Genomic DNA, 23,315 nt, shown 5'->3' with positions numbered 1-23,315 from the left:
ACCAACAAAAAACAGGTTTATAAAATTATTTAAACCAAAATTATGTCAGAAAAACTTAATTCCGGTATATACGAAATTATTCAGAACCGTCTGAATGAGCAGAAAAACATCCTTGTCGAAAAACTCTACAAGCTTAATGACAGCCGTAAAAGTATTTTTGGAGGCATCGATTTTTCTCTGATTGCTAATGAAAGAATTTCCACCGACCACAATTGCGTGGCGAAAGATATTTTCTCATTCAACAACCTTCTGATTTTCGGTTCCAATGCTCATTTGGGAGTGCAAAGTGAAGTAAATATCACAGATGTATTTTCCGTCCATAAAATTAATAACAACCGTTTTGAACCACAGGATTGTTCCTTAATCAACGATGAAATTTTCATTGATGAGTTCAAAAACCTTTATAAATATTACAGAAATACCTTTTTTGCCCGTTTTTATTTCACGGAAAACTATTTGTACATGGTTTTCCAGCTTTCTGAAAGCACATCGGATATCAAAGCTTTCAAATGGCTGATTAAGGAAAATCAGTTGGTGTATATAGATTCCAGAAGCGCTTCAGAAGTCTCCTACCCTCCTCAGCATGGCTTTGCATGGACAAAAGCGACCAGAGATATGCAGCGAAACGGAAAATATCCGCACGTTTCTTTGGCAGATAAAGTTTTCGTTGAATCCACCGGAGGTGATATTACCATTAAAATTGAAGACAACACCGATACAGGAAAAGGTATTTATTCTGAGGACGTTACGCATAAAGACCAAAATCTGGATGACGCAGAAATACACTTCTGTGATTTGGGAAATTTGGTTTTATTTAAAATCCGACCGTATCAGGAAACGGAACGGTATTTCATTTACAATCATAAGGAAAAAACGGTTTCCAGAGTTGACGCTTTAAAACATGCAGGTGTTTTGCTTCCTGAAAGTCAGGGTGTTTTATTTTCCAACGGATATGCATTGCAAACGGGAGGTTTGAAGGTTATTTCACAAGACCAAAACCGTCTTCATTATCTTAAAACTATTGCTGAACCCAACGGTGAAAACTTCCTGTATATTTTCTATGATGATAAAACCAATAATTACCAGTTGGTTTCCTATAATATCATTACTCAGACCATCGAAACACCAATTCGTTGCAGTGGTTTCACGATTTTAAATGACGGAAGATTAATTTATCTTCGAGAAAGTACAGAAACTACAAAACATCATCTTGCACAGATTTGGCAGTCGCCATACTCAAAAGAATTCAGGATAAATACAGAAAAAGCAGACAATTTATTATATAAAATCGGGAATAAAGATATCGTAAGAGTAATGGCGGAAAGCCAGGAATTGATTACTTTATTAAACAAAAAAGACTCGTACAGCGGACTTTATGATGATATTGTAAAACTTTCGACGACAATTCTGGATGCTTATTATTTTTTGGGCGAAGAGGAAATTCAGCATCTTGATGTTCCGTTAAAGGAAATCAGGAAAATTGCCCATTCTGCCATTAATGAATATGAAAAAGTTGTCGAGCAGAAGAAAAAAACGGCCGAAGTTATTGAAAAAATAAAAGTTGCTTGTGAAAAAACGTTGGATGACACAAAAAGAATTCATTATTCCGAATTAACGGAATACATTGATATGCTTTCCCAAATCCGCGCTTTGCGAGGTGAAATTATCGGTATCAGAGAATTAAAATATGCTGATACAAACATTTTAGATTCTCTTGAAAAATCACTTTATACCCGTTCGGAAGAACTTTCGAATGCATGCGTAAGCTTTTTGCTTCAGGAAAATTCCTTACAGCCTTATCATAAAAGAGCCGAGAATATTACTGAGCAGATTATCAATCTTCAAAAAGCAATTGATGCCAAAGGAATTGACGAAGAAATCAACAATTTATCCGCCCAATTAGAGCTTTTGGTGGATATTGTCAACAATCTTAAAATTGAGGATACTTCACAATCAACTCAAATCATTGAAAATATTTCTTTGATTTTTGCGAGATTAAATCAGGAAAGATTAGAACTTTTAAAAAGAAAAAGAGAAATCTCAGGGAAAGAATTGTCTGCCGATTTTCAGGCGCAAATGACATTGTTCGATCAATCAGTGATTAACTTTTTAGAACTTTCCCAGACTCCTGAAAAATGTGATGAATATCTTACCAAACTTTCCATTCAACTGGAAGATATGGAAACCAAATTCGTAGATTTTGAAGAATTTATTCAGAAGATCGGCGAAAAGAGAGAAGAAGTTTACGGACATTTTCAGAATAAAAGAGTTCAGCTTACGGAAGCGAGAAACAAACGAACACAAAACCTGTTTGATTCGGCTCAGAGAATTTTAAAATCTGTTCAGACCAAAGCGGAAACCTTCAACAGCGACAATGAAATCAACGGTTATTTTGCCACCGATTTGATGGTCGAAAAAGTGAGAGATATTTCCCGACAGTTGACGGAAATGGAAGATTCTGCAAAGGCTGAAGAAATCCAGACTTTCCTGAAAACCTCACAGCAGGAAGCCGTAAGAAAGCTGAAAGATAAGAAGGAAATTTATGCAGATGGCGATAATATTATTGCGTTAGGAGATTATAAATTTGCGGTCAATCGTCAGAAACTCGATCTTACAATGGTGCTGAAAAATGCACAATATTATTATCATCTAACAGGGACAAGTTTCTACGAACCCTTACATTTCGAAACTCTCGCAGAATATAAAGACGTCTGGAATCAGGAATATATTTCTGAAAACCAATATGTAAAACGTTTCGAATATCTGGCGTGGAATATTTTTTCATTAAACCAAAATATTGCAACCGAAGAACAAAACCGCTATCTTATTCAGCAGTTTTTGACTGAACATTTTGGAGAAGGTCTTGTAAAAGGAATTCACGATGAAGACGCATTAACGATCGTCACTAAACTTCAGCAAATACATAATGAATTGGGGCTGATGCAGTTTACCCCACAAGAACGTGCTTTGGCTCAACTTTTCTGGAATTTTTTAAATACTGAAAGAAAAGATTATTATACTAAACAGTTTGAGGCTGCTGCTTTAATTTCGAAATCATTTACTACGGAAAAAGGGTTTAAATATCTTATAGAAGAATTATCCGCCGAAATCAAAACCTTTGCGGAAAACGGCCATTTTTTTGGAGAAATTAATTATAAAAAAGTTGCTGTTTACCTGAAAAGAGAAGACAAAGCCCATTTTATCATTTCGACAAAAGCTGGAGATTTATATCAAAATTTTATTGAAGATCTTAAAGGAAAGGTAAAGGATATTGAATTTATCGATCAGCTAGAAGCGTTGTACGCCTACCCTTCCGCGTGTTATTCAATTGCTGAAAGTGCATTGCAGGCATTTATTTTCAGTAAAAATTTACAGGTTGAAGAAAATATAAAACAGGAGGTTGCTGTTTTTCTGGTTACTCAGAATTTTAACGAAAAAAATATTCAGCATATTGCTTATGAAGCAGTTTTAAAAGGATTAAAATCATTGGAAAAAGATGCGGAATATGTTCTGAATTATTATGAATTTGTTTCCCGCCTCGGACATTTCAATGATGTTACCGTTCCGAAATACAAACAATTACAGGAACTTAAGTCCAAATGGATTGCCGATAAAAAGAAATCTTTAAAACTGGATACGTTTCAATCTCAGGTTTTAAGTTCGTTTGTGAGGAATAAACTGATTAGTGAAGTGTATTTCCCATTAATCGGAGCCAATCTTGCGAAACAGCTTGGAACCATAGGAAACGACAAAAGAACCGACAGAATGGGAATGTTGCTTCTGATTTCTCCACCAGGTTACGGTAAAACGACGTTGATGGAATATATGGCAGACAGAATGGGCTTGGTTTTCATGAAAATCAACGGACCTTCGATTGGTCACGATATTGTATCAACGGACCCGAGTGAAGCGAAAAATGCAGGAGCAAGACAGGAACTTGAAAAATTGAATCTGGCTCTGGAAATGGGCGATAACGTGATGCTTTATCTCGATGATATTCAACACTGTAATCCTGAGTTTTTGCAGAAATTCATTTCTCTTGCTGATGGACAGCGAAAAATTGAAGGAATTTACAATGGCGAAAGTAAAACGTATGATTTGAGGTCTAAACGTTTCTGTCTCGTGATGGCGGGAAATCCTTACACAGAAAACGGGGAGAAATTCAAAATTCCTGATATGTTGGCAAATCGTTCCGATACTTACAATTTAGGGGAAATTTCAGGAAGCAAAACGGAATTATTTGATTTAAGTTTAATTGAAAATGCATTGACTTCAAACGATTATCTTAGTCGACTGACACAACCCGGAATGGAAAACCTGTATCGATTATATGATGCGATTTTAACCGATAATCCGAATATTGATTTGTTAGGAAATTTCAGTTCAAACGAAATTGCAGATTTCAAAAAAGTGCTGGAAAACACGATGAAGGTTCGTGATATTATATTGAAGGTAAACAGTCAGTACATCGCTTCTGCAGCAATGTCGGACGAATACAGAAACGAACCGCCGTTTAAGCTTCAGGGTTCTTACCGAAATATGAATAAACTGATTACTCAAATTCAGCCTATTTTAAAGGATGAGGAAGTCGTTCAGTTGGTTTTAAATCATTATCAAAATGAATCTCAGACATTGACAACGGGAGCAGAATTCAATATGTTAAAACTGAAAGAATTAATGAATATTATTAACCCCGAAGAACAGACACGTTGGGAAGAAATTAAAAACACTTTTGTAAAAAATAAGATGATCAAAGGTCTTGGGGAAAGCGATAGAATGGCGCAGGTTATTGCGCTTCTTTCTCAGTTCAGTGAAGGTTTGGAGGGTATTAAGGACGTTTTGAAAAATTCATAAATTGTTTAAACTCTTATTTTACCGCAAAAGTCACAAAAGATTTTAGATAAATATTTAAAGCCTAAAAAAGAAAACATAAGTTTTAAAAATCTTTGATTTTTATCCTTTTGAGTGCTTTGGATTATCTAATAAAACTGGTAAATATCTTTTGTAACTTTTGTGGTGAAATTTAAAATTAGTTTAAAGAGCATTTTTACGTAAATTGGCAAATTAATTAATCACTTTCCTGCCGAACTCATGAAGCTGCCCAAAGAATATATTTTACCGGATACGAATATCACGACACTTTCGATATACGATCTTTTAAAACATACTCAGAATGCAGGTTTTATCGAGAATAAAGATTTCCGGGACATCTATCCTATTGCTTTGGAATGCAATGCGGGAGTTTTTACCAAGTCTATTTCCACGATTGATTATCCAAATGTTTCTGTCAGTCAGGTTGGTTCTTCGTTGATTACGGCTTGTTCTTGTGACAACGAAAGTCAAAAACTTTGTGAACATCAAACTGAAATTATTCATGCTATTCTTGAGCAGAAAAATTTTCGAATATTTTTCGATCATCATTTAAGACAACGAACATTAATTTCTACAGCAAAAGGTTTCGGACTGGAAAATGAACCTCACCTTGATGCCTATTTTCAACTAGAATACAAAGATGGAAAACTGGATATTCAGCCAAAAATCAAAGAACTTGTGAGGCTTGATGAACAACTTTTCAAACAAGAACTTCTTCCGCAACGACCATCGATATTGGACGAATTGGCTACAAAAGACACAGATAGAAAGAAAATTTTGGTGATTGGAAGACATCGTTTTTATAATCAACTAAATTTTTCGTTGATGGAAGCAGATGTTACCCAAACCGGAAAAATTAAAAACCCGATTACAACTGTCGATCCTATGAGTTTGATTTGGAATGCGGAACAACCTTCGGAAATAAAATTTTATACGGCGATTGTTACTTTTCAAACCAAATTCAGTGAAGAAAAAAGTCCAGCGGAAATACATGCTTTGCAACTGATCGCGCAAAACCCTTTGGAATTGGCGGTTTATTATCACGATCACAATATTTCAGAAACAATTTCATCAAAATCTTTGGTGTCTGTAAATCTGAATATTTTAAAGGCTGAAATACAACTTACGGTTTTTAAGAAAGATCCTTTCTATGAAATCACAGGAGAATTGCAGTTTAATGATGTTTCAATTCCATTTAAAAATATTGTTTTAAGAAATGAACAATTTGTTTATCATCAAAATACACTTCATCTTATAGACAATCCGGATTTGCTGCGTGTGATTCGTTTTTTTAAATCAAATAATGAAATTCTCATTGTTCACAAATCAAAATATGAAGAATTTTTGAATACCATTTTATCATCGTTAGAGCAATATGTTCACATCAATTACAGTTATATTCGTAAGGCAACTCCAGCAGAATCGGCGGAAAAAAGCTTTCAGACAGAGCGTATTGTTTATCTTCAGCAAAAGGGAAATTACATTTCTTTAACTCCGGTCATGAAGTACGGAGCGATAGAAGTTGCCGCTTATTCCCGAAAACAATTGTTTGATACTGATCAGAATGGAAATGAGTTTAAAATAGAACGAAATATTGATGCCGAAAATCAATTGACAGCCATCATAATGCAGCAGCATGATGATTTTAAAGAACAACTTGGAGGATATCAGTATTTTTATCTTCACAAAGATAAATTTCTGGATGGCAATTGGTTTCTGGAAGCCTTTGAAATGTGGAGAAATGAAGGCATTACCATTCTTGGATTCAATGATTTAAAAAACACGAAATTGAATCCTCATCGGGCGAAAATTAATATTGTTGTAACGAGCGGTGTAGACTGGTTTAATGCAAAACTGAGTGTTCGCTTTGGTAAAAAAGAAGCGCCTTTAAAACAACTTCATAAAGCCATCCGAAATAAATCAAAATTTGTACAATTGGACGACGGTTCTCAAGGTATTTTGCCTGATGAATGGATCGAAAAAATCACGCGATATTTTCAGGTTGGAGATATTGATGAAGAATTACTGAAAATTCCAAAAATCAATTTAACGGAAATATCCAATCTTTTTGAAAAGGAAGTTTTGAGTGAAGAAATTCATCAAGAACTCAGCAATTATGCTCAACACTTTTCTGATGTTAAAAATATTCCTGAAATTTCCGTTCCTGTAGAATTAAAAGCTCAACTTCGAGATTATCAACGGGAAGGATTAAACTGGCTTGGATTTCTTGACAAATTTAATTTCGGAGGCTGTCTTGCCGATGATATGGGATTGGGAAAAACGATTCAAATCATTGCTTTTATCTTATATCAAAGGGAAAAATATGGTCATACAACTAACCTGATTGTTGTTCCAACTTCCCTTTTATTCAATTGGCAACAGGAAATCGAAAAGTTTGCTCCCTCCATCAAAGTATTGCTTCATTACGGCGCAGATCGGAAGAAAAGCATTGATAAAATGCATCAATATGAAGTCGTGCTGATAAGCTATGGAATGCTGCTTTCGGATATTCAGTTCTTGAAAAAATTTAATTTTAATTATATTTTTCTTGATGAATCGCAAACTATTAAAAATCCAAATTCGGAAAAATATAAAGCTGCAAGATTATTACAATCGAGAAATAAAATCGTACTCACCGGAACGCCTGTTGAGAACAATACTTTTGATCTTTACGGACAACTTTCCTTTGCCTGCCCCGGATTATTAGGAAGCAAACAATTTTTTAAAGATACTTATGCCGTTCCAATCGATAAATTTGAATATACAAAACGTGCCGTTGAGCTTCAGCAAAAAATAAAACCTTTCATCCTCAGGAGAACCAAAAAGCAGGTCGCAAAAGAGCTTCCCGAAAAAACGGAAATGGTTATCTACTGCGAAATGAATTTGGAACAGCGTGCTATCTACGATACTTATGAGAAAGAATTACGGGATTATATCTCGGGATCTACTGACGATGAGGTGCTTAAAAATAAAATTCATGTACTGGCTGGTTTAACGAAACTAAGACAGATTTGTAATTCTCCGGTTTTGCTAAAAGAAGGTCATTCTAATGAGCATGCCGTGAAAATCGAAGTTCTCACCGAACAAATTGAAAATAAATCGAAAGAGCATAAAATTCTTGTATTTTCGCAATTTGTTGGTATGCTCGATCTTATTAAAGATGAACTGATTAAGAAAAATATTCCTTTTGAATATCTTACCGGACAAACTAAAGATCGCGGTACAAAAGTGAATAATTTCCAGACTGATGAAAATATACGTGTCTTTCTTATCAGTTTAAAAGCTGGTGGTACAGGACTGAATCTTACAAAATCAGATTATGTTTTTCTTGTAGATCCGTGGTGGAACCCTGCTTCCGAAAATCAAGCTATCGACCGTAGTTACAGAATCGGGCAAACGAAGAATGTCATCGCTGTACGTTTAATTTGTTCTGACACCATCGAAGAAAAAATCATGAATCTTCAAAAGAAAAAAAGCAAGCTTGTAGAAAATCTGATAAAAACCGATAATTCTAATTTTCAAAGCTTTACAAAAAGTGATTTATTGGAGATTTTAAAATAGAAAAATATTTTAGAGCTTGTTTAAATCTTAAGCTAAACTTACTTAAACAAAATAAATGCAGCTTATTCTTATTTAAAAATTTATTTTGATAATTAAGATTAAGAAATCAATACATTGATTTTTATTACGTTTTTTAAGCAGTACACTTAAATTCCTAAGTTTGAAAAACTTAAGCCAACTTTTAATAAAAAGAAACCGCCTCATGCGCTATGAGACGGTTTCAACAACTAATTTAAGAATTAACCTGAAAACTGAGTTAATTTTCTTTTATATCAATTCAATGATTTTTAAGGTTTCCAAAAACTCCAGACCGTGCCGTTGTAAATTGCTAATTGTCTTGCTGTCGTGTCATAAACAATCATTCCTGCACTTGGATTAATGATATTTAAGTGCGGACTTGCAACTTTTGGCAAAATCATAGCTCTGTCGTTATCAGCCAGAACAAAAATTCCGGGGGTTGTGTCTGTTCCGCCTTTTGTATCGACAGCAACTCTTGCTCCAGATTGTTCTATCCTATCGCTTGCCTGAATTGTTAAATCAGCAGTTCCCGTTGTATCAATACTCAAATCAAACCATGTATTAGTATCCTGTAAGTACTTCACTTTGTGATCTGTTGTGTCGTAAATCATTGTTCCATTTTGCGTAATTCCGGTTTTATCGGTGACGTAAGGAAGAATTAATCCTTTATTTTCAGCATCACTGAACTGAAGTGAAACCGATCCGTTCGCAACATCCGGTCTACTGATTCCAATTTGTGCTTGAAAACCAACCGCAACAAAGGATATGATTGATATTATTAATTTTTTCATGATGATTAATTTAAATTTTTAGAAAAGAGGCTAGGAATCAGTTTAATCCCAACCTCTTATTTTTATTATTAATCCGGACAAGCCTGAGTCGTCATACAATACCATCCGAAAGTTGTTCCTCCGTCTTGTGAAGTGTACATTTTCAGACATTTATTGGTGATATCATACACAAGCATTCCTTCCACAAAATTCGCAGGAGTAATTCCCACAGGATTTCCAGAAGCATTGAAAGCCATTCTGTTGATTACAAAACCTTTCGTTTTCGCTTCCAAAACCAACCAAGCTCCGGTACGAGCTGCAGGCCAATTGTCTGAAATACTTTGCGCACTTGTTCTTGCTAATGAAGAAATTCCCATTTTGCTTATTAAAGCCGGATTTCCTGCACTTGCAATTGCTCCCGGTTTGTAACACGCTGCGTTGATGGCATTTTCAAATGTTGCAAAAGTGATATAACGTTTTACATTTTCAGAATCGAAATTGTGGTTGAATTCCCATTTTCCGGCTACTTTTGTTCCCGGAATAAGGATTCTGTTTGTCGTGAAATTCGCATCATCCGCAACCACCATATACACCAATCCTGAAGCGTAGAACTGACTTTCATAAGCGGTAAGATCTGCCTGGAAATAGAGATTTCCAAGATCCGCCGTTCTTTGAACCAACCATTTTCTCTGGATTACCTTCGTATTGTTTCCGGCCAAGAAAACGACTGTATTCAGAGGCGTTGCAGTGATGTTGTTATCTCCGGCAACAAAGAATTTCTGATCGCCTGATAAAGCTGTTCTTGTTCCCGCTAAATTTTGAGAAACGAAATCATTATTCGTCGCCATAATAAGAATCGTTCCTGCATTCACACTCTTCGAAACTTTTTGATGCAAAGAAGAAATATCATCTTTAGCCAATCCAAAAATATTGTTGTTGAATGCTGTGTTAAAAGCACCATCCCAAACCATACTATTTGTTGATGATAAATAATGATCGGTATCGGTACGACCAAGTGTAATTCCGTATTTTAGAGCAAGATAAGAATCAACTTTTCGTCTTTCTGCAGGAGTAATATTTCCTGCTCCGTAAATAATTGTTTCTCCTAAATCTCCGATAATACCGCCATTATCACTTCCGTTTCCTGTCCACCGCGTATCTCCGAAAATATGTCCTCCAACTGCATCTCCAACTGCCGCTGTGCTTACTGTTGCGGCATTTGCTGCCCCATTTAAACCTCTTGCTAAAGTTGTATTGCTAAAAGTATTGTACATAATACTCGGAATCGTTGTAGAGAAATTCACACCTGAACTAGGTAATTGAGTTCCCCCTCCAACAACTCTTCTTTCGATCGTTGCATTTGGGAATAATCCTAAATAATCCCAGTTTTGGTCATTATTTGTCGTATTATCCATCCCAATGCTGAAGAAGTGCGGGTTTGGACTTCCTGGGAATGTCATTCCTTCTTTCGTGAATGTGAAAACATCATTATTTCTACTCTGTAAAGTTGGTAAAGAAATATTTCCAATCGTTTGAGTAACCGCCGTAAAGCTGATTCCCGGATTAAAATTAAAATAAGAAGCATCTCCAACTCTATATTTCGGTAAAGCTTTAGCATTAATTTGAGCTGAAACTACTCCAGAAGTATAATCTTTCCAAGCCGTAACATCTGTTCCGTTTCCGGTATTTGTAGCATCAATATCTGCTCTGTACCAATGACTTAATCCATTAATAACTCCTCCCGGTGCATGTGAAAACGCTGCAAAGGTGAAATATTGTCCGTTTGACAACGTTACATCTGCATAATTATATGTAACTCCATTGACAACCTGTGTATTGGCAGTCATATCCGTCACAGTATCCGTTCCGTCAAATATAGAATCCGAACTTTGAATTAATGTTAAAGCGGTCAATCCGACAGGCCATGCGACACGTACTGTGCCTACACTTCCTGTATTTTGAGCTTTCCAAATAGATTCAAAACGATAATTAACTCCTGTAATTCCGTTAATTGGAACTGCCAGATTTTGTTTTAATCCATTGTCTCCTACGATAAGAAACTGCCCGTCTGTTAAACTATTTGTATTTGAAGCATTTGTATTCGCTAAAGCTCCTCCTGCTCCGATAATTAATTTTTGTCCATCATTGATACTTTTAGATTGTTTTTGATATAATGAAGAAATCAAATCATTAGCAATACCAAAAATATTATTTCCGTAACTCGTGCTGGAAGTATTATCCCAAACAATCTGATTAGATGAAGACACATAGTCATGAGGTAAGGTAATCCCATATTTTACACTGCTGTAAGTTCTTACTTTAATTTTTTCGTCCGTTGTAAGATCTCTTTCATAAGCGATCATATCACCCATTACCCCGTTCATTACTTCCGGCTGAGAACCTAAAACACTTCCACTTGCCTGAAGAGAATTCCCCGTAACTCTTGTTTGCGTTGTATTTGCAGTCGTTCCATTAAGACCATATTTAATTCCGGCTACGTTTACCGTATAAGACATATCGGTCAATAAAAACTGATTATCGGGATATTGCCCTGAAAATGCCGATGTTGTAGAGTCATATAGTACAATATCATTATTTAATTTCGTTACAGTGGGAGAATTTGCATTGACTAAACTTGCCGTAGTTGTTGTTCCGCCAAATCCCCAAATATCCCTGTAGCCACTTGTTCCGCCGGTTCTCGTTAATGTCGTTGAGAACAAAGTTGCACTTAATCCATTAGCCGTAAAAGGTCCACCAGAAGGATAAACCATAAAGCGACCGTCTGCAGATGCTGTTCCTCCAAAATCCACAACAGGATTAAAATTATACAAAGTCGTAGCTATAAAAGGTTGACGTGTAGCATTCGTCTGAGTAAAATCGTTTGCATTGATCGATTTATCCTGCCAAACTGCCGGTGTAAATCCGTTATCTGGTTTCAACCAAACTCTCAAATCGCCCACTACTCCTCCAGGAGCTTGTACAAATGCTGCAAAAGTGAAATATTGACCATTTGAAAGCGTAACATCAGCATAATTATAAGTAATTCCGTTTACCGTTTGCGTGTTCGCGCTCATGTCTGTTACAACATCAGATCCATCAAAATTGGCATCGTTACTTTGAACTAATTTAAGATTCGTTAAACCTGTCGGCCAAGTTACTCTCACTGTTCCCGCGTTTCCTGTATTCTGAACTTTCCAGATCGATTCAAAACGATAATTGATTCCTGAAATTCCCAAAATCGCCACTTTTGGAGTTTTTTGTAAACCATTATCACCCCAAAGAACATATTGACCATCATTTAAAGAAGTCGTATTTGCCTGATTATTAATTGCAAAACCTGTCGTGGAGATAATCACTTGCTTACCAGCATTTACACTGATCGATTGTTTTTGATCAAGAGCGGCCAGTTCATCTTTAGCAATACCAGCAATATTGTTGCTGTAAGCACTGTTTGCTGTTCCGTCCCAAATTAATCCACCTGAAGCCGAAAGATAATTATCTGTTGATGTTCTGCTTAAAGTAATTCCATATTTTATCGCTAAATAAGAATCTACCCTTCTTCTTTCTGTCGGAGTAATATTTCCGCCACCATAAATGGCAACTTCACCCAAATTTCCAACGAAGCCAAAATCATCGCCATTTGGAGGATTTACACCACCATTTGCTCCGAAAATATGACCTCCAGTTACCAAACCAATCGCACTGTGAGTGGCAGTTGTTCCGTTTGCAGCACCATTTAAACCTTTACTTAAAGAAGTATCTGTAAAAGTATGGTACATAATGCTTGGAATATTAGCATTGAAAGTAATCGAACCAGGATTGGCAAAATATACCGTCCCACTTCCAGCATTATTTCTGAAACCTATATTTCCATCGGCGTATAATCCTGGTTGATCCCAGTTTGCACCATTCAGCGTTGTATTATTCATCCCGATATTGAAGAAACGCGTTCCCGTCATTCCTTCTTTGGTAAGGGTGAAAATATCATAATTCACATTATTTAAAGTAGATTCGGAGATATTTCCGATCATTTGCTGAATAGCTGTGAAGTTTAAACCCGGATTAAAATTAAAATAATCCTTTGCTCCCGCTTTATATTTCGGAAGTGCAGCCGTTGAAATCTGCGCAGAAACCGTTGATGAAATCTGATCCGTCCAAGAGGTTACATCTGTCCCGTCCCCTGTATTTACAGTTTTGGAATCTGCTCTGTACCATTGCGTTAAACCATTTACAACTCCTCCCGGAGCCTGAACATAGGATGCCAATGTAAAATACTGACCATCGGCAAGAGTAACGTCAGCATAATTGTAAGTAACTCCGTTTACAGTTTGAGTATTTGCACTCATATCTGTCACGGTATCCGTTCCGTCGAATATTGTATCTGAACTTTGAACAAGCTTTAAATTCTTCAAGTTCGCAGGCCACGCAACGCGCACTGTTCCAACATTTCCCGTGTTTTGAGCCTTCCAGACAGAAGCAAAGCGGTAATTTACTCCTGAAACTCCTGAAATGGGAACTGTTGACATTTTAGCCAAACCATTATCACCCCAAATCAAATATTGTCCGTCTGTTAGTTGTGTTGAATTTCCTGTATTCGTTGAAGTAAGACCTGTTGTAGAAATCAAAATCTGTTTTCCGGGATTTGAGCTCATCGATTGCCTTTGATTCAATGCTGTATCTCTCCCTAGTCCAGCAATATTATTTCCAAAACCTGAATTTGCAGTTGCATTCCAAACTACCTGATTGGTTGATGAAAGATAATTTTGCGTAGAAGTGAGTGTAATCCCATACTTTACAGCCAAATAACTATGAATTTTCTCAAGATCCGCATCCGAAAGATCGTTTCCCAGCGGGCTGTGATAAAGTATAACTTCCGCAATATCTCCTGTAAAATTGTCTCCTGTTGCTCCATCTGCGCCAATATAAGCACCTGCAGAAGGCAAAGCATAAGATCCACCACCAATAGGATAAGGTGAAGTATAATTCTTTTTCAAACCATTATAAAAACCTCTCTGAGTTCCCTGTGCTGGTGTTTTTGGAAGAATAGCCGAATATATTCCAAAATCGTTTGGTGACGAAATTGCCGCCGCAGCAGAATTAAAATTGTTTCCAATCGCCGGAAAAGCAGTCGTACCACCTCCGGAATAAAAAAAACCATCATCATTTCCTGCAATTGCAAACAACGACTGATAATTTGTATTTCTGTTTGTTCCTCTCGCAACTACAATATAATGAACAGATCCAATGGAAGTTAGATAATTAGTGGTTGTGTTTCTTAAATAATTATTGGTTCCGTCAAACGTAACTGTTGGATTAAAATTCAGTGTTTTTTTGTAGGTTGTCTGATCGTTGTAAGGCAACGTCGCCGTTCCGCTCGGAGTGAGTGAAACATTGGTGAAAGAAGATGAATTCCATTGCGTAACGAGCTTCGAGCCATCTGTGACAACGCCATTATCTGCCCTGTACCAGACCGAAAGGTCAATAGAAATTCCTCCCGGTGTCTGAGCTATCACAAAAAACGGAGCTATAATCGCAATGAAGAAAGTTAATATTTTTCTCATTTCTTTTGTTATTAGTTATTGTTTTACTTCCTAAAAAATTTAGAATTCATAAAATTTGAATTAAATGTTGTTGAATAAAAACAAGGCGGAGGACGTTGAAAGTTTTTGCCTACAAAGGGTTTGGATTGTGTTTTCATTTTTTCTCTTGTGTGTATTTAGAATCGCAATAAGCTTTGAAAAGCCTAACAATATTATGTTAACATCATATAAAAAAACAATCGGTTAACAAGATAAATTCTGAAAAACAGTCGTTTTTTTTGGGGACAATAATTAATTTTTCAACCTAAAGGAAGATAACTTAAACAACTAAAAATCAAATTATTGAAACATTAAAAACAGAAAGATTTTGAAATTTATCGTGGTAGATATCAGATAGACTTTTCGCAACTATATTTTTATGAAAATTTTTAATTTAATTTGAATTATGGTTTTTAATTTCATTCCCATTAAGGTTATTAATGAAAAATGATGGCGAGAATCCGTTTTCTTTTTTAAAGGCAGTCACAAAAACCTGAGATGATGCATAGCCACATTCCTTTGCCATTGAGACTATTTTGGTTTCCCTATATTGCGGATCTTCGTATAATTTCTGAGTTATATAATTGATTCTTAAACCATTGATATAACCATTAAAGTTTTTATTTTTATGAATTTTGATCGTCTCTGAAAGATATTTTGTGTTTGTTCCCAAATGGCTTGCTAACCAAGTTAACGTAATGTCTTTTTTTAGAAACCTTTGATCTTTTTCAAATTTCACCAGCTTTTTGAGAATAGTATTTGCGGTTTCGTTAGAAAGATTGGAATTTTTATATATAGCTTCATCTGTTTTTATCAGCTCAAATTCTTTTCTTCTTTTTTCACAGTTATTGGCGAGCTCGCTTATTTGTTTTTCGATATTTCTCTGTTCTCTTTTTCCAAATAAATAGATAAACAATAGCAGACTTAGAAACAGACTTATATAGATAAAATCACGGTTGATCTTTCCGAAATTCGGAGGTTGTGAAGAACAGATTCCGTACATTAAAAAGAGATGAAAGAAGAGAATTTTTTTCATGGTCGGGAAGTTTTTAAGCTTACTTTACTATGCATTTGTCAGCTTCAAAAGTTTCCGTAAAAGTATCACCATAATACCCTGAAATTAAAACATAATAAAAGATTATTTCCGATATTATTTTGTCTTAAAAACACTTAAACAATTGATTTTCAAATATTATTTTTTGTAAAATAAGATTTTGGAACCAAAATTATTTTACCATTATTTATAGAAATTTTAATAAAAAATTCCGTTTTCATGTTACTATAATTCTCAAAACATGGAATATTTCGAGAATATTTTATCCATTTAATTTGAAATTGTAGCGAAAATCATTTAATGCAAATTGAACACAAAAAATTCCGACCTTATTTAGGATCGGAATTCTTATTATATTTTTTAATTGAATTAACTTAAGGCTTCTTCACTTCTCAACTGATTGATAAAATAAGATGGCGTAACACCTGTTTCTTTTTTGAAAGCAATCGCAAATACTTCGCGCGACGCAAAACCACAATGTTCTGCGAGATATGTAATTTTATATTCTCTGTAGATCGGTTCTTTATACAGAAGCTGTGTGATGTGATGAATTCTAAGTCCGTTGAGATAATTGTTGAAATTTTTTCCTTTGTATTGTTTGATGATCTCCGAAAGGTATCTTGGATTGGTATCCAACGAATTGGCCAATGAAGTAAGGGTTTTATCTTTTTTAAGAAATCGTTCCGAATTTTCAAATTTATTGAGTTTTTGGAGAATTGAATTTACTGTATCATCATGAATGTTAAGACTTTTATCTGTATAAACTTCTTGTATATTCATTCCCTCAGAAATATTCCGTTTTTCTTCCTGTTTCAATTGATTGATAACTTTCTCATATTTTGCATGCTGAATTTTCTGATTTCTTCGCCATAGAAAGAAAACGATTGCAGATAATATTAGAATTGCACTTCCAATAATCGTAAGAATCGTCATTAAATTGCTTTTGTGATCTTCTTCTTTTGCTTTAATAATATTTTTAACAGGTGTATTAATGGCTCTTTTCTCCACATTTATTAAGCTGTCATTCAGCTTCATATAAAGATTCGTATATTTCTCTGAGTTTTTCTGATCGCCTTTTGCCAAGCTGGCTTTGTGCAGTACCTGATAAAGGTCTCTTCTCACTTCCGGTGAATGGCTTGTTTTTTCCAGAACAATAGCCTTTTGAGCATATATCATACTGCTATCATATTTCTTTTGGTCATCAAAAAGCAACGCTATTGAAGTATTTGCAAAAAGAGGAGTTGTATTTGTAAACTGATATTTTTTACATATATAGAGAGATTTATGAAAATATTTCAAGGCTTCATCGTCTTTTTGCATTTGATCGTACGCGGAACCCAAATTAAGATAAAGCATAGACAATTGTGCATTCTTCTTTTGCGCTATTTTTTTATCGTTGTCATTTACTTTTTGAAGAGCATGTAGTTGTTTCAAGTAACATTGTTCAACCTTCTTAAGATTGGGGGACGACTCCCCTTTCATTGTTTCAATATAAGCAAAACCACTGTAAATTACGCCTAAAGAATAGTATTTATCATTATTATTTTCCAGTTTATCATTATATTTCAATGCTTTATTCAGGTAATTTTCCGCTTCATCCAGTAATCCCATATACGAGTAAGCATTGGCTACATTGGTATAATTAAGACAAACAATGTAATCTACCTTTATTTTTTTTGCCAGTTCGTCATTTTCTTTACCAACTAAAGTGGCTTCTTTATATTTACCTGTAGCATTAAAGGCATAGATCAATGACATATTACATTTGAATATTCCATAATCATAATGAATTTTTTTGGCTAATTGCTTAGATTCATTTGCTGTTTTAATAATCAATTTAGGATTTCCGGAAAATTCAAGATAATCGAGCATAGCAATTTCTTTTTTTTGAAAACTTTCCTCGGCTTTTTTTTGTTTTTCTTCAGTACTGGAACAGGAAATTCCGAAAATCAGAATTAATAGAAGGTAGAAATGTTTGGTCATGTAGCTTCTCGGTTTAAATTGATGAATTGTTTTATAAATTTTAGGGAATATTTTTAAAATTAATTCAGAAATTATGTCAACAGTTTATGCAACAAAATATTGAACTTCAGTTAAATAAAATTTTTAATTAATTTTCACTTTTTATTAAATCTCTACTTAACTACATACCACAAATATAATGGACTTCTTCTAATATTTACCATTGATTTATTAATTATTACGTTTTATTATTAAACTGATTTCCATAAAAAAGACCTCAATGTCTGAACATCAAGGTCAAGGATTAATTAAAAAACAAAATTTACTTATTCAAAAACTGAATCGCTTTTGCAACAAATGCATCATGATTTTGGAAGAAAGACGCGTGTCCTGAATCCGGAAAAATCAATAATTCTGAATTTTCTAAATTTTGAGACATATTATGCGCATTCTGAACCGATACCGGAAGATCATTTTCTCCATGTACGATAAGCACCGGTTTCTTGATATTTTTAACTTCCTCAAGTGCATTCGCATCAGGTTGTGCCCAAGCCAAAACAGCTGTAAATTGTGCTCCCGAAGTCGCATCGCTCAACGTAAGATCTCTGTCTGTGGTACGAAGCTGAATTCTTGCATAAGCCGCTTTTCCTTCTGCAATACTTTGTGTAGATGTTGTAAATCCGAATTTTAGGAAAGATTCTTCAGGACTTAATCCTGCTGTACTTGCCACAATATTTGGTAAATTCGACAAACCGATTGCTCCTTTTGGGCCTGTTCCTGTTAAAATTATTTTGTTGATTAATGCAGGTTTCGTTAAAGCAACTCTCTGAGCAATAAACCCTCCCATCGAAAAGCCCATGATATTTACTTTCGTTAAATGTAGAGCTTCCATAAAATCTATTGCATCATTTGCCATCGATTGAATATCGCTCGGTGTTGTTCCTGTTGATGCTGCAACACCTTTATTGTCAAAAATAATGACCTTATTTTTCTGAGCCAATCCATCGATCACAGCGGGATCCCAATCGTCCATCGAACCACCCAATCCGGGAAATAAAACGATAGGAATTCCGCTTTCTCTTCCGATAACACGATACGCAAATGTCGCCCCTTTCACATTTACATATTGAGTTTTAGCATTTTGATGCGTGGGTGCCGGAGCTTCCTGAGTAATGGTAACATCGTTTTCGCTAGTGCAAGACATTGCAAATGTTGAAAAAAGTGTAAGACATAAAGCACCTGTAACTGAGATTTTTCTAAATGTTTTCATTGTAGTTTATTTTTGTAAGATTATGGTGCAAACTTACAGCGTGAAAACAAGCCAGTCACTTGAAAAATGCGTTAAATAGACATTTTAAAGATTAAAATAGACATTCGAGAAGATGAAGTGCGTAAATTAAATTTCGTGAAATAAAAACAATTTTACATAAAATGATATAAAGCCTTTTAAGCCGATAAACACGAATTATTAATAATATTTTATCTTACCTAATCTTTTGAAAATATCTTCAATTAAACTTTAAGTTTAGTTTCGAATATTATTTTAATTGATGATTTACAAATATTTAAATTCAAGCCAATTCAAAAATCAGATGGAAGAATCACTGGATGTCTTATTTGGAGATTCTACTCCAACTGTCACCTTTTCAGACTCATCTGCTGCAATAATCTGGGGATTCCATTTTGCATGCTTCGAAGGTAGAAGTTTATGTCCCATTTTTTTTGCATAAACTTTGGTAAACTCAGCTCCAAAAAAGATAATCTGACATGTATAATTGATCCAAAGAAGAAGTAAAATAACCGTTCCAGCCGTTCCAAATGCCGAACTGGGATTAAAAGTATTAAAATAGAAGGTCAGTATATATTTTCCGAGAGTAAAAAGTGCTGCTGTAACAGCCGCACCAACCCAGACAGATTTCCATTGCAATTGTACATCAGGCAAAATTTTGAACATTGCTGCGAAAAGAAATAAAGTTACTAAAAAACCTACAACAATATTAATAACATTCACAAAAACAAGGGTTTCCAGACCAAATCGACGGATAATCCAATCATTAGCAAGTCCAATGAAAGAACTTAGAAGTAACGTAATCAGCATCAAGAATGCTATAACGATGATCATTCCCAAAGAGTTTGCGCGGTCGAGAAGATACTTTTCCCAAGCTTTTTTAGGCGCTGCAACAACGTCCCAAAGCTTATTCAAAGATTTCTGAAACTGGAAAAAGAGTGATGTTGCCCCAAAAACAAGAGTAATAAGTCCGATAATTTTCATGACAATATTTTTCTTATCCACCATACCTCCAACGATCATCTCTTCAAGGCTTTTTCCGACATCTTTTCCCATCATATTGCCAATAAACTTTGTTATCTCGCCACGTACAGCCTCTTCGCCAAAGAAAAATCCTGTAACCCATATTACAATAATTAAAAGACCGGGAATTGAAAAAATTGCGTTGTAAGCAATACTGGCTGCTTCTGTACCAAGATCTCGGGCACTCCAGTCTTTATATGTGTCTTTGAATATTTCAAAAAAGTTTTTAAGTTTTTTCATATTATTTATTTTGGGTGTGTAAAAAATCAATTAGAATCAATGATTATAAAGAAAGAGATTCAAAATCCATACCTAATTTTTAAAATTAATTCAATGTTAGCAGGCATTATTCTTCATTTTAACTACAAAAAAAAGTAATACGGATACAAAGAATTCTATAGAGACTTATTACATTTGGATAAACAAATATTATCAATATGATTAAAGCAAAAGGCTACGCTGCCCAAGATTCTAATTCTGATTTAGCTTCCTGGGATTTTGAAAGAAGAGAAGTTGGCGCTCACGATGTACAAATAGAAATTATGTATTGCGGGGTATGCCATTCGGATCTGCACCAAATAAAAAACGATTGGTTTCCAGGGATCTTTCCAATGGTTCCGGGACATGAAATTGTTGGTAAAATCGTAAAAGTTGGCGACCATGTAAAAAACTTCAAAGTTGGTGAACTTGCAGGTGTTGGTTGTATGGTTGATTCTTGCCAGGAATGCAAAAACTGCAAACATGATTTAGAACAATATTGCCTGGAAGGAAATACGCAGACTTATAATAATCTTGATCGCAGTGGAAATCCAACTTATGGAGGATATTCCGATACAATAGTTGTAAGAGAAGAATTTGTACTGCATATCTCCGAAAAATTAGATTTAGCTGCGACTGCTCCATTGTTGTGTGCAGGTATTACAACTTATTCACCTCTTCGTCATTGGAAAGTTGGCAAAGGTCATAAACTGGCGGTTTTAGGATTGGGTGGATTAGGACATATGGCGGTAAAATTCGGAGTTGCCTTCGGAGCTGATGTTACTGTACTAAGTACTTCCCCTTCAAAAGAAGAAAATGCCAAACAATTGGGTGCACATCATTTCGTTGTAACCAGTGATCCTGAACAATTAAAAGCCGTTCAAGGTTCTTTTGATTTTATTCTGGATACCGTTTCTGCTCCACACGATATGAATCTTTATATTTCATTATTAAAAACAGACGGTGTTCATATATGCGTCGGAGCACCTTCTAAACCAATGGAATTGGGGATATTTCCACTTTTAGGAGGACGGAAAAGTGTGGCTGGATCTGGAATTGGCGGAATTAAAGAAACTCAGGAAATGCTGGATTTTTGTGCAGAAAACAATATTGTATCTGATATTGAACTTATTGATATCAAAAATATCTCCAATGCTTACGAAAGAATGCTTAAAGGCGATGTAAGATATCGATTTGTGATTGATAGCAAAACTTTAAAATAATAATTTCTATAAATAATTTATAAGAATAACAAAAAAGCCGGTAAGAAATTACCGGCTTTTTTAATCCTTAAAAGTAACGGCATACGCTTTGAATTCATTTTAAAAGTTAAATATTTAAACTCAAAACCATGGATCATAAAAAAATCTTACAAAAAGCAAATGAAGCTGTCTCGAAAGGAGATCATGAAACTTTTCTTAGTTACTGCACAGAAGATATACAATGGATATTTGTTGGAGACAAAACACTTAAGGGAAAAGAAGCCATACGTCTTTATATGAAAGAAACATATAAGCAGCCTCCAAAGTTTGACATTGAAAATATGATTGCCCAAGATGATTACCTAACCTCCATTGGTTCAATAAGTTTATTAAATGAAAATGATGAATGGATAGAATATGATTACTGTGATGTATGGAAATTCAAAGATGGAAAAATGGCATCATTGAAGGCTTTTGTGATTGAAAAATAATTGAACCAAATATTAAATTGATTTTAATGAATAATACAAAGAAATTTTTCTCTGCATTCATCATTGGGGCTTCAGCGGTCACAGTTGCAATCTGCATTTCAGGGTACGGATATATTTTTAAAGCTATTGGAATAAATTTAAAAAAAGGACCAATAACTCCTTCAACAGATGATGAAGAAAAATTTCCTTCTCATCCAATTCCCAATTTTCAACCCGAGCCGTGGATAAAAGATGAAAATTATAATACCAAAACCCTTTCGCAAAAAGTTTTAAAAGAACTTCAGAAAACTCGCGCATCTTCTCTGCTTATCATTCGAGACGGAAAACTTTTGCATGAACAATATTGGAAAAACCATGATGCTTCTTCACTTATGAATTCTTTTTCAATGGCAAAGGGTATTCTTTCCATTTTAGTTGGTTGTGCGATTGATGATGGCTATATTACTTCTGAAAATCAACTTATTTCTTCGGTTTTTCCATTTTATAAAGAAAGTCCTTATGGTAAATATTTAACTTTTAAACATTTAATGACTATGCAAGCCGGAATGGATTGGAAAGAAGAATATCATCATCCTTTTGCAGAAAATTCGAAACAATATTTTATAGACGATCTTGCCGAGCAAGCTTTTAATATCCAGATTAAAGAAATGCCGGGAGAAAAATACGAATATCAAAGTGTAGCGGCGCAATTGCTTGGTCTTGCCTTAAAAAAAGCAACGGGTAAGGAATTGGCAACCTATCTGTCAGAAAAACTTTGGGTCCCGCTCGGAATGGAGTTTCCCGCAAAATGGAGCACCGATGAAAAAGGTATGGAAAAAGCTTTTTGTTGTATACACTCAACACCTCGTGACTTTGCAAAAATCGGACAGCTCATCATGCAGGAAGGAATGTGGAAAGGAAAACAGCTCATAAACAAAGAATATTGCAAAAAAATGCTTACCACGACAAAAGACAACGATGCTTTCTGCTATACAATCTGGGCAGATGACGAAAACAAATTTAAATACAGATTTTTCTATGGTTTTTTAGGGCAGTTTATCATTATGATTCCTGAGAAAAAAATGGTTATCGTAAAAACAGGTCTTTATAATAAACTGGAAGTCGATAAAAAGATGAGACCGTTGCAGGTAAGACTTTTTGTTGATGAGCTTTGTAAAATATAGTATCGAATTTAATAGAAAAATTTCCACATATTTTTTACTTATAAATAAATTATGCCTCTCAGAATCTGAGAGGC

Annotated in this window: 11 protein-coding genes; 5 read left to right on the top strand and 6 right to left on the bottom strand. The window is 34.9% G+C overall.

Annotated features, from left to right (window positions below):
- Positions 1 to 42 precede the first annotated feature (42 nt).
- Positions 43 to 4,854, top strand: a complete 4,812-nt coding sequence (locus tag ACKX2A_RS20365) for a DNA repair ATPase (RefSeq protein WP_415326902.1) — start codon at positions 43 to 45, stop codon at positions 4,852 to 4,854.
- 237 nt (positions 4,855 to 5,091) lie between these two features.
- Positions 5,092 to 8,433 carry a DEAD/DEAH box helicase gene (locus ACKX2A_RS20360; protein WP_415326900.1) on the top strand — a complete coding sequence of 1,114 codons (3,342 nt, stop codon included), beginning with the start codon at positions 5,092 to 5,094 and terminating at the stop codon, positions 8,431 to 8,433.
- A gap of 287 nt (positions 8,434 to 8,720) precedes the next feature.
- Here the strand turns inward: ACKX2A_RS20360 and ACKX2A_RS20355 are convergent, their stop codons facing one another.
- The 6 genes from ACKX2A_RS20355 to ACKX2A_RS20330 all read right to left on the bottom strand — a co-directional run bounded on the left by ACKX2A_RS20355 (position 8,721) and on the right by ACKX2A_RS20330 (position 20,367).
- The gene (locus ACKX2A_RS20355) at positions 8,721 to 9,242 is read right to left on the bottom strand and encodes a hypothetical protein (protein WP_415326899.1); all 522 of its coding nucleotides are present in this window, start codon (positions 9,240 to 9,242) and stop codon (positions 8,721 to 8,723) included.
- Positions 9,243 to 9,310: 68 nt separating this feature from the next.
- A complete protein-coding gene (locus tag ACKX2A_RS20350; protein WP_415326897.1) occupies positions 9,311 to 14,782 on the bottom strand; it encodes a beta strand repeat-containing protein in 5,472 nt (1,823 codons plus the stop codon).
- 412 nt (positions 14,783 to 15,194) lie between these two features.
- Entirely contained in the window at positions 15,195 to 15,836 is a 642-nt protein-coding gene (locus ACKX2A_RS20345; protein ID WP_415326896.1) for a helix-turn-helix domain-containing protein, read from the bottom strand.
- A gap of 387 nt (positions 15,837 to 16,223) precedes the next feature.
- Positions 16,224 to 17,837 carry a helix-turn-helix domain-containing protein gene (locus ACKX2A_RS20340; RefSeq protein WP_415326895.1) on the bottom strand — a complete coding sequence of 538 codons (1,614 nt, stop codon included), beginning with the start codon at positions 17,835 to 17,837 and terminating at the stop codon, positions 16,224 to 16,226.
- A gap of 301 nt (positions 17,838 to 18,138) precedes the next feature.
- Positions 18,139 to 19,086, bottom strand: coding sequence for an alpha/beta fold hydrolase (locus tag ACKX2A_RS20335; RefSeq protein ID WP_415326893.1), 948 nt, complete (start codon positions 19,084 to 19,086; stop codon positions 18,139 to 18,141).
- A 318-nt stretch (positions 19,087 to 19,404) separates the two neighbouring features.
- The gene (locus ACKX2A_RS20330) at positions 19,405 to 20,367 is read right to left on the bottom strand and encodes a YihY/virulence factor BrkB family protein (protein ID WP_415326891.1); all 963 of its coding nucleotides are present in this window, start codon (positions 20,365 to 20,367) and stop codon (positions 19,405 to 19,407) included.
- Between the two features lie 197 nt (positions 20,368 to 20,564).
- Here ACKX2A_RS20330 and ACKX2A_RS20325 point away from each other — a divergent pair, with 197 nt between their 5' ends.
- The 3 genes from ACKX2A_RS20325 (at position 20,565) to ACKX2A_RS20315 (ending at position 23,241) form a co-directional block, all read left to right on the top strand.
- Complete coding sequence (locus ACKX2A_RS20325) at positions 20,565 to 21,608, top strand: NAD(P)-dependent alcohol dehydrogenase (RefSeq protein WP_415326890.1); 1,044 nt, start codon at positions 20,565 to 20,567, stop codon at positions 21,606 to 21,608.
- A 128-nt stretch (positions 21,609 to 21,736) separates the two neighbouring features.
- The gene (locus tag ACKX2A_RS20320) at positions 21,737 to 22,078 is read left to right on the top strand and encodes a nuclear transport factor 2 family protein (protein ID WP_415326888.1); all 342 of its coding nucleotides are present in this window, start codon (positions 21,737 to 21,739) and stop codon (positions 22,076 to 22,078) included.
- Between the two features lie 26 nt (positions 22,079 to 22,104).
- The gene (locus ACKX2A_RS20315; RefSeq protein ID WP_415326886.1) at positions 22,105 to 23,241 is read left to right on the top strand and encodes a serine hydrolase domain-containing protein; all 1,137 of its coding nucleotides are present in this window, start codon (positions 22,105 to 22,107) and stop codon (positions 23,239 to 23,241) included.
- Positions 23,242 to 23,315 lie beyond the last annotated feature (74 nt).

This window comes from Chryseobacterium sp. MMS23-Vi53, from assembly GCF_047651245.1.
GTDB lineage: Bacteria > Bacteroidota > Bacteroidia > Flavobacteriales > Weeksellaceae > Chryseobacterium.
The sequence above is the reverse complement of the archived record's forward strand: the minus strand, read 5'-3'. Positions and strand labels throughout refer to the sequence as shown.

Coding starts and splice junctions, on each gene's coding strand:
- ACKX2A_RS20365 (WP_415326902.1), top strand. CDS start 43: ATGTCAGAAAAACTTAATTCCGGTATATACGAAATTATTCAGAACCGT.
- ACKX2A_RS20360 (WP_415326900.1), top strand. CDS start 5,092: ATGAAGCTGCCCAAAGAATATATTTTACCGGATACGAATATCACGACA.
- ACKX2A_RS20355 (WP_415326899.1), bottom strand. CDS start 9,242: ATGAAAAAATTAATAATATCAATCATATCCTTTGTTGCGGTTGGTTTT.
- ACKX2A_RS20350 (WP_415326897.1), bottom strand. CDS start 14,782: ATGAGAAAAATATTAACTTTCTTCATTGCGATTATAGCTCCGTTTTTT.
- ACKX2A_RS20345 (WP_415326896.1), bottom strand. CDS start 15,836: ATGAAAAAAATTCTCTTCTTTCATCTCTTTTTAATGTACGGAATCTGT.
- ACKX2A_RS20340 (WP_415326895.1), bottom strand. CDS start 17,837: ATGACCAAACATTTCTACCTTCTATTAATTCTGATTTTCGGAATTTCC.
- ACKX2A_RS20335 (WP_415326893.1), bottom strand. CDS start 19,086: ATGAAAACATTTAGAAAAATCTCAGTTACAGGTGCTTTATGTCTTACA.
- ACKX2A_RS20330 (WP_415326891.1), bottom strand. CDS start 20,367: ATGAAAAAACTTAAAAACTTTTTTGAAATATTCAAAGACACATATAAA.
- ACKX2A_RS20325 (WP_415326890.1), top strand. CDS start 20,565: ATGATTAAAGCAAAAGGCTACGCTGCCCAAGATTCTAATTCTGATTTA.
- ACKX2A_RS20320 (WP_415326888.1), top strand. CDS start 21,737: ATGGATCATAAAAAAATCTTACAAAAAGCAAATGAAGCTGTCTCGAAA.
- ACKX2A_RS20315 (WP_415326886.1), top strand. CDS start 22,105: ATGAATAATACAAAGAAATTTTTCTCTGCATTCATCATTGGGGCTTCA.